The sequence below is a fragment of the Streptomyces sp. SID14478 genome, from assembly GCF_010548525.1.
GTDB lineage: Bacteria > Actinomycetota > Actinomycetes > Streptomycetales > Streptomycetaceae > Streptomyces.
Window position 1 is genome coordinate 1 of record NZ_JAAGMG010000908.1, and the last position, 10,743, is coordinate 10,743.

Annotated in this window: 10 protein-coding genes; 5 read left to right on the forward strand and 5 right to left on the reverse strand. The window is 72.3% G+C overall.

The genetic code is table 11. The features are described 5' to 3' along the window. On the forward strand, window positions 1–1,334 hold a 1,334-nt coding region (locus G3I40_RS29315), incomplete at its 5' end, for a helix-turn-helix domain-containing protein (RefSeq protein ID WP_164305559.1). Here G3I40_RS29315 and G3I40_RS29320 read toward each other — a convergent pair. Further along, window positions 1,331–2,545, reverse strand: coding sequence for a metallophosphoesterase (locus tag G3I40_RS29320; RefSeq protein ID WP_164305561.1), 1,215 nt, complete (start codon window positions 2,543–2,545; stop codon window positions 1,331–1,333). The two genes, G3I40_RS29315 and G3I40_RS29320, sit on opposite strands and share 4 nt — an antisense overlap. 168 nt (window positions 2,546–2,713) lie before the next feature. On the opposite strand from G3I40_RS29320, the gene G3I40_RS29325 reads away from it, so the two are divergent. Both G3I40_RS29325 and G3I40_RS29330 read left to right on the forward strand, forming a co-directional pair. Continuing rightward, window positions 2,714–3,190 (forward strand): hypothetical protein, encoded by a 477-nt coding sequence (locus tag G3I40_RS29325; protein ID WP_343245052.1) that lies wholly within the window; start codon window positions 2,714–2,716, stop codon window positions 3,188–3,190. Continuing rightward, the gene (locus G3I40_RS29330; RefSeq protein ID WP_164305563.1) at window positions 3,187–3,507 is read left to right on the forward strand and encodes a transcriptional regulator; all 321 of its coding nucleotides are present in this window, start codon (window positions 3,187–3,189) and stop codon (window positions 3,505–3,507) included. The genes G3I40_RS29325 and G3I40_RS29330 overlap by 4 nt, the downstream gene beginning before the upstream one ends. 118 nt (window positions 3,508–3,625) lie before the next feature. Here the strand turns inward: G3I40_RS29330 and G3I40_RS29335 are convergent, their stop codons facing one another. Both G3I40_RS29335 and G3I40_RS29340 read right to left on the reverse strand, forming a co-directional pair. Next, window positions 3,626–4,720 (reverse strand): adenylate/guanylate cyclase domain-containing protein, encoded by a 1,095-nt coding sequence (locus G3I40_RS29335; protein ID WP_164305565.1) that lies wholly within the window; start codon window positions 4,718–4,720, stop codon window positions 3,626–3,628. Then, window positions 4,717–5,166, reverse strand: a complete 450-nt coding sequence (locus G3I40_RS29340; RefSeq protein ID WP_164305567.1) for a universal stress protein — start codon at window positions 5,164–5,166, stop codon at window positions 4,717–4,719. Before G3I40_RS29340 ends, G3I40_RS29335 begins: the two co-directional genes overlap by 4 nt. 425 nt (window positions 5,167–5,591) lie before the next feature. Here G3I40_RS29340 and G3I40_RS29345 point away from each other — a divergent pair, with 425 nt between their 5' ends. Together G3I40_RS29345 and G3I40_RS29350 are read left to right on the forward strand one after the other, a co-directional pair. Further along, window positions 5,592–6,803 carry an exo-alpha-sialidase gene (locus G3I40_RS29345; RefSeq protein ID WP_239092006.1) on the forward strand — a complete coding sequence of 404 codons (1,212 nt, stop codon included), beginning with the start codon at window positions 5,592–5,594 and terminating at the stop codon, window positions 6,801–6,803. 122 nt (window positions 6,804–6,925) lie between these two features. Then, a complete protein-coding gene (locus G3I40_RS29350) occupies window positions 6,926–7,375 on the forward strand; it encodes a spore-associated protein (protein WP_164305569.1) in 450 nt (149 codons plus the stop codon). A gap of 51 nt (window positions 7,376–7,426) precedes the next feature. Here G3I40_RS29350 and G3I40_RS29355 read toward each other — a convergent pair whose 3' ends face one another. Both G3I40_RS29355 and G3I40_RS29360 read right to left on the reverse strand, forming a co-directional pair. Next, window positions 7,427–9,787: a GH92 family glycosyl hydrolase gene (locus G3I40_RS29355; RefSeq protein ID WP_203644976.1), complete on the reverse strand. Its 2,361-nt coding sequence runs from the start codon at window positions 9,785–9,787 to the stop codon at window positions 7,427–7,429. Window positions 9,788–9,955: 168 nt separating this feature from the next. Beyond that, a partial coding sequence (locus G3I40_RS29360; RefSeq protein ID WP_239092007.1) for an AraC family transcriptional regulator occupies window positions 9,956–10,743 on the reverse strand: 788 nt, incomplete at its 5' end.

Consider the following 10,743-nt stretch of genomic DNA (forward strand, 5'->3'; position numbering starts at 1 on the left):
TGATCGTCCGGGCCCCGATCGCCGTGGACGGCGCGGTGCGGGCGGCCGTCGCCGCGGCCGGGATACCGGTGCTGGGCCTGATGGCGGGTGCGTCCTGGGCGCAGGTCGCCGCGCTGCTGCGGTCGATGCTCGCTGTCGACGGGCTCGTCGGGGAACCGGCCGAAGAGCCCCTCGCCGGGGACCTGTTCGCGCTGGCCAACGCGGTCTCCGCACTCCTCGACGGGCCGGTGACGGTCGAGGACCGCGACGGCAGGGTGCTGGCCTTCTCCAGCCGCCAGGACGAGGGCGACGACGCCAGGATCGCGACGATCCTCGACCGCCAGGTCCCGGCCGAGAACCTGCGGGTCCTGGAGGAACGCGGTGCGTTCCGCTCGCTGTACCGCAGCGAGGAACCGCTGTTCCTGGAGGGGATCGCGCAGAAGCCGCGGGTGGCGATCGCGGTCCGCGCGGGCGGGGAGATCCTCGGTTCCCTGTGGGTCGTGGTCAAGGGACCGCTCGGCCGGGACGGCGAGCGGGCGCTGAGCGACGCGGCCAAGGTCGCGGCCCTGCACCTGCTGCGCCGCAGGGCCGGCGAGGACGTGGGGCAGCGGCTCCGTGCCGACCTGCTCGCCACTCTCCTGGAGGGCGGCGAGGGAGCGCCCGGCGCCGCCGCCCGGCTCGGTCTGTCCGCGCAGCCCGCCTGCGTACTGGCCCTTGCGGCGACCGGCACCACGCCGGTCGCCGACCGGGTCGTGGCCACGGACCGGATCGCGGCCGCCTTCGCCCTGCACCTGAACGCGATCCACCCGAGAACGGCCACGGCCACGCTCGGCGCCCTCACCTACGCGGTGCTGCCCGCCGCGTCGGACGAGACGGCCCGCCGGGTCGCCGAATCGTTCCTGGAACGCATCGGTGACCGGGCGTCAGCCGTCATCGGGGTCGGCGGTGTCGCGGCCCGGCCGGAGGACCTGCGGCGCTCGCGAGCGGAGGCCGACCGGGCCCTGCGGGTCCTGCGCGAAGGACGGCCCGACCTGCGGACCGCCCGCCTGGCCGCGGTCTACGTCGATGCCCTGCTCCTGGAGATGGCCGACCGGATCGCTGCCGACGGCGGCCCGCCGGACGGCCCGCTCGTCCGGCTGCGCGCGTACGACGCCGAACACGCCACGAAGCTGACCCAGACCCTGGCCGCCTGGCTCGACGCGTTCGGCGACGTCATCTCCGCGTCGGCCGCCATGCACGTCCACCCCAACACCTTCCGCTACCGCCTCAAGCGGCTCGCCAAGGTGTCCGGGCTGGACCTCGCCACCCCCGAGGCCCGCTTCGAGGCCATGCTCCACCTGCGGCTCTCCCGCTAGCGGGATCCCTGCGGGGAGCGGAGCACCAGCAGGGTGATCTCGCTGGGGGCGAAGACGCGGAACGGCGGGCCCCAGAAGCCGGTGCCGCGGCTGGTGTACAGGAGGGTGCGGTCGCCGTGCCGGCTCAGCCCGGCGAGGGCGGGCTGGTCGATGCGGACGAGGTGGTGGAAGGGCCAGATCTGCCCGCCGTGGGTGTGGCCGGAGAGCTGCAGGTCGACGCCGCCCGCCGCGGCCCGGTCGACGAACTTGGGCTGGTGGGCCAGGAGCAGGACGGGCAGCTCGGGGTCGGCGCCGGCCAGGGCTCCGGCGAGGTGCGCACGGTGGCCCTCCAGGCCGGAGGACTCGGCGGTGACGTCGTCCACGCCGGCGACGACGAGGGTGTCGCCGCCGCGTTCGAGCAGCAGGTGGCGGTTGCGCAGCGGCTCCCAGCCCAGCTCGTCCATCAGGTCGACCCAGCCCTGGGCCTCGCTGTAGTACTCGTGGTTCCCGGTGACGTAGACCCGGGCGTGGGTGGCCTGCACGGTGCCGAGCGGGGCGGCCTGGGCGCGGCGGCGTTCGGCGGTGCCGTCCGCGATGTCGCCGGTGTGGCAGACCAGGTCGGCCTCCAGGCCGTTGACCGTCTCGCAGACCCGTGCCGACCAGCGGGCGCGGTCGAGCGGGCCGTAGTGGGTGTCGGTGATGAGAGCGACGCGGATGCCGTCCAATCCGGCGCCCAGGCGCGGGAGTTGTACGGCGAGCCGGCGCACCCGGGGCACCCGGCGGGCCTCGGCGTACCCCCAGGCGAGCAGGACGGCGGTGGTGCCGAGGACCGCCCAGGTGACGATCCGGGCCCGGCGTTGGCCGTCGCCCACGTCGGCCACGGCCAGGGCGAGTCGCAGCAGGACGCCGAGCAGGACGGACCAGGTGAACAGGATCCAACTGCCGCCGAGGAGCGTGTCCCCGACGATCGCCGCCCGGTCCTGCTGCCGTCGGCCGTGGCCCCGCATCATCGCGAGCGGCATGGTGACCAGCCCGACGACGAACAGGGCGGTGCCGCCCACCGCCACCGGGAGCGGCCAGTGCTGGCCCGCGTGCAGCAGCACCCAGCAGGGCACCGCCCACAGCAACACGGGGGCGATCAACGGGAGATAGCGCATCACGCGGTGCAGTCGGCTCTGCCGGGGCGCGGGCGCCGCACCGTCCGCGGGCCGGACGTCGCTGGTGTCGGTCACGTTCTCTCACCTCGGGCAGCCGGACTGTCGACGCGCGCACTTTATCCGGTCGCCGTGCGGGGCGTCCGTCCGGCCGGTGAGCGGACGATGACAGTTGCCGCACTGGAAACGCACCTCTTTCCGTACCGGAAACCAACTGCTACGTTTTCCGTCATTGAAAGTGAAGGGGTGCGACTCACACCGGAACAGGCCCGCTCCGCCCTGGCCGACACCGAGCACGTCCGCGCCTCCGCCGCGAAGCTGTCCGCCACGCCGTGGCCGAACTGGTTCTTCCTCACGCTGACGCTCTACACCGCCGCGCTCCCGCTCACTTACGGAGGCGCGGTCGCCGACTCGGAGTGGCTGCTGCCGGGCCCCGCCTGGATGGGCATCCTGCTGGGGATCACCGCGGTGTACGGGGCCCTCTTCGCCGGCGCCGCCAAGGCCTGGCGCGAGAAGACCGGGGTGGCGCTGCGGCTGGACGTGCTGCCGAGGCGGGCGACCGTGCCGCTCGCCATCGGCCTGCCCGCGCTGTGGGTGGGGGCGGCGTGCGCGTTCCGCCTCACCGGGTGGCCGGGCTGGCTGATCGCGGCCTCGTTCCTCGGAGCGGCCGTCTCCGTCGGCTTCCACCTCGCCTTCGTCCGTCTGCACCGGAAGAGCGCATGAGCGACGGGGCCCCTGACCTCCAGGAGGGTTTCGACACCACGGTCCACGCCCCGAACCGGCTGCGCATCTGTGCCCTCCTGGACACCGCGGGAGAAGCGGAGTTCGGCCTGGTCCAGGAGCAACTCGGCCTCTCCGCCTCCGTGTTGAGCAAGCACGTCGCCGTGCTGATGGACGCCGGATACGTCGAGCAGCGCAAAGCCGTCCGCGACACCCGCCGGCGCGTGTGGCTCCGCCTGACCCGGCGGGGCCGGGCGGCCTACCGGGGGCACATCGAGGCACTGCGGGCGATCGTGGGGTCGCCGGACCCGGGGCTGTGACCGGGAGCGACCGCCCGGGGCGGACCGCCCCGATCCCCGCTGTGGGCGGCCGCGCGCGAGAGCGGCCGAAGAACTCCTGGTCCCGGGGGATTTCGTGCGGTCCTGCGGGCGGCCGGCTTCAGGAGCGGGAGGAACCGGCCGGACCCGCGGGCCGCAACAGCACGGGACGCAGCCTGCTGTATCCGCGAACCGACACCGGGCGCAGCACCTTGAGCCGGTGCGCCGCCGCACCGGCCAGTTCACCGGCGAACGCCGTGTCGACCAGCACGGTGTGCGGCCGCGCCACCGCGGTGAGGCGGGCCGCGATGTTCACCGCGGCTCCGTACACGTCGCCGAAGCGCTGCAGCACCGGCCCGTGGGCCAGCCCTGTCCGCACCTCGGGCAGGCTCTGTTCGGCCTGGGCGCGGGCGGTCAGTTCCAGCGCGATGGCCGCGGCCGCGGACGCCGACTCCGCGACGAAGAGCACCTCGTCGCCGATGGTCTTCACCACCCGGCCCCGGCCCTCGGCGACCACGTCGCCGGTGAGGCTCTCGAACCGGTCGATCACCCGGACGAGGGCGGTGCTGTCCAGCCCGCGCGTCATCCGCGTGTAGCCGACCATGTCGCTGAATCCCACGGCCAGATGGCGAACGTCGGCGTCCGCGCGGGCCTCCGTCACCGTGCCCGGCCCTGGCCGCCGCCCCGGTGCGTCGGCTGCGTTCCCGGGTGCGTCGGCGAGCATCCGTGCGGCGTGCGCCGCGAGATGCCGACGCCACACGTGCCGCTGCAGCAACTCGATCTCGGGCAACAGGGCCGTGGCGTGATCCAGGAACGCCGCCTCGTCCCCGGAGGCCCCGGAGGCCCCGGAGGCCCCGGGAGCATGGTGCAGCCAGGCCCCGAGGGTGTGCATCTGCCACTCCGCGAGCCGGGACAGGTGGTGGCCCAGGGCGCGCGCCATCATCGTCTCGCTGTCCTCGGTGATGAGCCCGGCCGCGATGAGGCGTTCCCCGGCCCGCAGCGCTTCGACGTCGGCGTCGGTGAACACCCGCGCTTCGTCGTCGACCACCGGAAACCCGAGCGCGCGCCAGATCTGCGCCGAACGCTCGGAGCCGACCCCGGACCGCTCGGCGATGTCGCGCCTGGTCCACGTCCGGCTGCCGCCGAGCAGCAACTCCTCCATGGCGCCGCGCAGTTCGTCCCCGTCGGAGGGGCCCGTCGCCCGCGTCGCGCTCATGTGGTGTGCACGATCAGCACGTCGAGCCCGGCCTTCCTGGCGATGTCCGCGGGGACGGAGCCGAGGATGCGTCCGGCGAGCGAGCGCAGACCCCGGTTCCCGACGACGACAAGGTCGGCCGCACACTCCTGCGCGATCCGGACCAGCGCTGCCACCGGTTCGTCCTGCACCGCGACGGACCGTACGTCCTCGGCGCCCGCCGCCCGGGCCCGGTCCGTGGCGGAGCGCAGGGTGTCCTCGGCGGGAGCGGATCCCACTACCTGATACGCCTCGGCCCCCAACTGGTCCTGCGCCACCGACAGTTCGACTCCCCGCAGTGGGACGAACGCGCAGGCGATGACGAGTTCCGCCGCGCAGGCGGCGGCGAGGCGAGCCGCGCTCTCGACCGCGGCGAACGACGACTCCGAGCCGTCCGTGCCGACCACGACAGTCCGATAGGCGACCAAGGCAATCTCCTTACCCAAAAGTAAACTTACTTGAAAGTAAGGTAGAGGGCCACGGGCCCACCGGCAAGACGGGAGATCGGTGGCGCGGGCCAACTCCCGTGTCATGTCCGTCACTTCGGCTGCCGCGGAAGGGGCCCCAACTCCCCTCCCGTCGCGCACGGCCCCGGGGTGACATCGCGCCCTGCGCCGCCCGACACCGACCCGCGCGGAAGCATCCGGCGAACCAGCCGCCCTGCTGCCCTCCGCCAACGACGGTCTCTGCACGCACTCTTGACGCTCTCCGACCTCGTGAGTACAACGATGTAAATCCACTCCGTGCGCCCCATCCGCCACTGAACCCGCACGCCCACCGCAGGTGACCCCATCGCGGCGTCCGTACCGGACGGCGTGACCTCAGGTGGCCGCGTGGTTCCTGAGGAGGCTCGATGCATCCGCATTCCCCCGCGCAGCACCTGCGGCCCGTTCCGCCGCGAAGAGCAGCCCTGTTCGCCTTGGCCGTCCTCGGGCTGGTCGCCGTCCTGCTGGGCGGCGCCCTGCCCGGCACCGCCCATGCGGCCACCGGAACCCCGCTGCGCGACGACACCGGCCTCTACCCGCGCGTCATTCGCCTCGAACACAGCGGCACGGCCAACGGTCGCGTCCTGGCCTCGGTGGTCTCCTTCTCGGGGAACAACGGCCTGGGCGCGATCCACGAGAGCACGGACGGCGGCAGCACCTTCCGCCAGGTCGGCACGGTCACCGACCCGGAGGCCGCGGCGGGCCAAGGGCTGTGCTGCTCCACCTTGTTCGAGCTCCCGCGCCAGATCGGAGCCCTGCCGGCGGGCACCCTCCTGTGGGCGGCGTCGGTCGGCCAGGACGAGCCGGGGCGTCGCATGGCGCTGCGCGTCTTCAAGAGCACGGACGTCGGCCGCACATGGAGCTATCTGTCCAGCGTGGCGACGGCGAACAGCGAGAAGGGGCTGTGGGAGCCGGAGTTCTCCGTCGACTCCGCGGGCGAACTGGTCGCTCACTACTCCGACGAGACCGACCCCGCGCACAGCCAGAAGCTCATGGCCGCCCGGACCACGGACGGCATCACCTGGTCGGGTCACCACGCCACCGTGGCCAGCAACCTGGCCTCGGACCGACCCGGCATGGCCGTCGTGCGGCGCCTGGCCGACGGGACGTACTTCATGACGTACGAGATCTGCGCCGCGGCCGGACAGTACGTGTGCGTCGTGCACTACCGCACCTCGGCGGACGGCTGGAACTGGGGCGACCCGGCCCATCTGGGATTCCGGCCGCAGACCCCCGACGGCAAGTACTTCAAGCACGCGCCCACCGTGGCCTGGGCGCCGCTGAGCGGCTCCGGCACGGGGCGCCTGTATCTGGTGGGCCAGGTCCTGCACAACGCCGACGACTCGGTGGCGGCCGGCAGCGGCCGCACCGTGTGGGTCAACGACGCCGGTGGCGCCGGTGCCTGGCGGGAGATCCCGGCCCCCGTCGCGGTGTCGTCGAGCGCCGTCGACTACTGCCCCAACTACAGCTCCGCGCTGCTGCCTTCGACGGACGGGCAGAGCCTGCTGGAGATCGCCACGGACTACGACGGGACGGTGTGCAAGCCCTACGTGGCCACGGGCGCCGTGCCCTCCCCATAAGCATCGATTCCCGGCCACTGTCCTCTTTCTCGGCCACTTCTCCGCCCACACGGCAACCAATCGCCTCCCCAGGGGTCGTACTAATCAGGAGTAAGGACTTCAAAACAACTCATGGGGGAGAAATGCGCTTCATTCGCTCAGTCCTGTCGGTGTCAGCGGTGGCCGCGCTGGCGGCGGGCTCGACGGCAGTCCTCGCGTCACCGGCGTCGGCCGCCGCGAACACCACGCCGCAGAAGGTCTGCGGCAGCGGCTACAAGACGGTCAACTCCGCGCCCGTCGGCTCGCTCGGCACGGTCTACCTGACCTACAACGCCTCCACCGGCCTCAACTGCGTCGCCACCATTCGCAGCACGCCGGGCGCGCGCGTGGACATGTCGGCGTGGGCCTACGTCCCCGACACCGACAAGGGCGCCTCGGACACCGGGACCTACACGTCCTACGCCGGACCGGTCTCCGTCTACGGCAAGGCCCACTGCGTCGACTGGGGCGGCAACATCAAGAACGTGTACGTGTCGGTGTACGGCTCCAACTGCGCCGCGCTCAAGGAGCACCGCGTCACCTCCGTGCGCTGAGACGCAGCTGCGGCCCCTCCCGCACGGGAGGGGCCGCAGTCGTCTTCCTCGTCAGTCCTTCGCGAGGGCGGGCGGGGCCGCGTTCACACCCCAACGCGTCGGCGCGTCGGACAACGCGACCTTGATCGTGCCCGAGCGCAGCAGATCCTCGTGGGACAGCCAGCTCTGGTGCAGCGTGCCCTTGCGCGTGTGCACGGAGGACACGTACTGAAGCTTCGACGCGTCGGCCCCCGGGGCCTCGACGGCGATCGTGCGGCCGTGCTCGGGCCGGATCTCGACCTTCTCGAACATGGGCGCCGTCACGAGGTAGTTCGCGGACCCGGGCTGCGCCTCGAAGACGCCGGCCATGGCGAAGACGAGCAGCGACGAGGTGGCGCCGAGGTCGTCGTTGCCGGGCATGCCGTACGCGTCGTCGGTGAACAGCGTGCGCATCGCGCGCAGCACCGCCGACGTCTTCCAGGGCGCGCCCGTCCACGCGTACATCCACGGGGCGTGGAAGTCGGGTTCGTTGTTCGGGTTGAACGCGAAGTTGTTGTGGTAGTCGTACGCCCCGCTCACCCACGACTCCGAGGCGGCCTTGGCCGGATCGGAGAGCACGGTCGGCATGTCGAAGAACTTGTCGAGCCGCTGCTCGGCCCCGGACGCACCGCCCATCAGACCGAAGAGGGTCTGCGGGTCCTGCTGTGCGAGCCACTGGTACTGCCAGGCCGTGCCCTCGTGGAACGCACCGGACTGGGTCGGGTCCGCGTCGCCCGCGACGCTGCCGTCCGCGTTCCTGGTGACCGGGAACCCGGTGAAGCCCTGCGACGTGACGCCGGAGTCCCAGAGCTTGGTGAAGTTGCCGCAGCGCGAGGCGAGCGCGGCCGCCTTGTCACGGTGGCCGAGGCCCCGCGCCATCGTGGACAGCGAGCAGTCGGCGAGCGCGTACTCGAGTGTCGCCGAGCCCGCCTGGCGGCTGTCGCCGAACTTGTAGCCCGGCAGGTTCTGGTAGCCGACCCAACCGTTCTTCACGTACGTCGGGTTGCCGTCACGGCCGCGGAAGGCCGACTGGTCCGCGGGGACCTCGTTGGCGTTCTTCCACAGCGCGTCGAACAGGCGCTGCGAGGTGCGCTTGTCGAGCAGGTCGCGGTTGTAGAGGTCGACGATCCACGGGGTGACGGGGTCACCGCTCATCACGTTCGTCTCGCCGCCCCCGAGCCCCCAGCGCGGCAGCCAGCCACCGTCCTCGTACACGTGCAGCACCGACTTGGCCATGTCGGCGGCCTTGTCCGGGTGCAGCAGCGCCACCAGCTGGTTCTGCGAGCGGTACGTGTCCCAGAGCGAGAACATCTGGTAGTACGTCGAGTCGGAGCGGTGCACCTTGTCGTCGAAGCCCCGGTAGCGGCGGTCGACGTCGGAGCCGATCGACGGGTGCAGCAGCGAGTGGTACAGCGCGGTGTAGTACGTGCGCTGGTCGGCGCGGCTGCCGCCGGCCACCCGCATCCGGTTCAGCTCGTCCTTCCAGGAGTGGTGCGCGGCGGACTCGGCCGCGCCGAACGACTTCGGCTGCTCGGCCTTGCGGTTCAGCCGTGCGCCGTCGACGGAGGTGTACGACAGGCCCACCGACGAGCCGACCTGCCGGCCCCCGGCCTGGTCGAACGTCAGCCACGCACCGGCGCGCTTGGTGCCACGCGTGGCCGTGCGCTGTCCGGCCGTCAGGGTCCCGTCGCTCCAGGTGCCGAACGAGGAGAACGTCCGGTCGAACTTGGCGCTGAAGAAGACCCGGTAGCGCTCCTTGCCGGTCTCCCCGCAGAAGTTGCCGCCCTGGACCCAGCCCTCCACCGTGTCGTCGCCGACCACCTTGATGTCGCCCGCGTAGGTGCTGCCGTTGCTCTCGCCGGCCTCGATGAGCACGCTCTCGGGGCCGGACCCGGCGGGGTAGGTGTAGCGGTGCTGACCGGTGCGTTGCGTCGCGGTGAGCTCGGCCTGGATGCCGTTGTCGAACTTCACGCCGTAGTAGCCGGGTGCGCGGGTCTCGTTGTCGTGGCTGAACTTCGCGGCGTACTGCGCCGGGTCGGACGAGGTGACCGCGCCGGTCGTCGGCATGAACCGGATGTTGCCCATGGTCTGACAGCCGACACCCGACAGGTGCGTGTGGCTGAATCCGAGGATGGTGTCCTGTGCGTAGTCGTACGAGGCGTACTTGTTCAGCTGCGTGTCGGGGCTCAGCTGGACCATGCCGAAGGGAGCCGCGGCGCCGGGGAAGGTGGTCCCGTCACCGTTGTTGCCGATCGACGTGTCGACCAGCTCGGTCGGGTCGTTGGCGAACGCCGGTCCCCGCGCCGCGGCGTCCGCGACGCCTGCGGTGGCGGACGCCGCGGCCATGGTGGTGACGACCAGCAAGGCGGTGAAGACGCGTCTCAGCGCTCTCATCGTGAACCTCTCGTGCGACAACGTTGTCAGCTTCGTGCCCCGTGATCTTTTCTCTGTGGTGGGTGATCCGTCAATGCGCCTTCGTGCGGCGCCTGTTCGGTCCGCATCTGATCCGGATCCGGGGGAGTGGACCGCTTTGGCACGAGTGGCTGTGGTTCTTGCGACGCATCACTTGTCACGGGGTGCGGGTCGCGGCTCGCGGGGAGGTAGAGGCGCCGGGGACAGTGAGGGCGGTGAGGACGGCGGGGCGGCCGAGTGCCGGGATCGGCCGGGGTCGTCCGGGGCCGCATCGCCTGATGCCGGCCGGGCGCGTGCGGTGCCTGCGTCGCCCGGTCGCCGTTCCGGGACCGCGCCCCGGTCCTGGACGGCGCCGGCCGCCTGCTCGTGCCGGAACCGCGACGGAGGCGTGCCGACCCTGAGCGTGAACAGGCGGCTGAAATAGGCCGGGTCGTCGTACCCGACCCGGCGGCCCACGGCCGAGACCGTGAGGTCGGTGGTGGTGAGCAGGGACTTGGCGCGCGCGATGCGCCGGCGCAACAGGTACTCGGTGGGGGTGCACCCGGTGGCCGTGCGGACCGCGTCGGTCAGGGTGTCCGGCGAGACCCCGAGCCGCCGGGCCAGGACGGACAGGCTGACCGGCCGTCCGTCGTGGGCGTCGAGCAGGGCGACGGCGCGGTCGGCCACGGATGCCGGTCCGTGCGTCGCGGGCGGCGGCGGGGGAGCGGTGAGCGCGATCAGCCGATGCAGCAGCGCGGCCGCGGTGACGTCCCGGGACAGCGAGGCGGGATCGCGGGCGAGGGCCGCCAACTCCCGGAACCCGCGGTCGAGTTCGAGGACGTCGCCCGGCCGCCGGACGGGATGCGCGGCGCCGAGGCAGCCGAGCTGTCCGTAGGCCTGGGCGGCCCGTCCCTCGAACAGGATCCAGCGCTCCGACCAGTGGGCGCCGCGCCGCGGCC

Coding starts and splice junctions, on each gene's coding strand:
- G3I40_RS29330 (WP_164305563.1), top strand. CDS start 3,187: ATGAGCGACGGGGCCCCTGACCTCCAGGAGGGTTTCGACACCACGGTC.
- G3I40_RS29335 (WP_164305565.1), bottom strand. CDS start 4,720: ATGAGCGCGACGCGGGCGACGGGCCCCTCCGACGGGGACGAACTGCGC.
- G3I40_RS29345 (WP_239092006.1), top strand. CDS start 5,592: ATGCATCCGCATTCCCCCGCGCAGCACCTGCGGCCCGTTCCGCCGCGA.
- G3I40_RS29350 (WP_164305569.1), top strand. CDS start 6,926: ATGCGCTTCATTCGCTCAGTCCTGTCGGTGTCAGCGGTGGCCGCGCTG.
- G3I40_RS29355 (WP_203644976.1), bottom strand. CDS start 9,787: ATGAGAGCGCTGAGACGCGTCTTCACCGCCTTGCTGGTCGTCACCACC.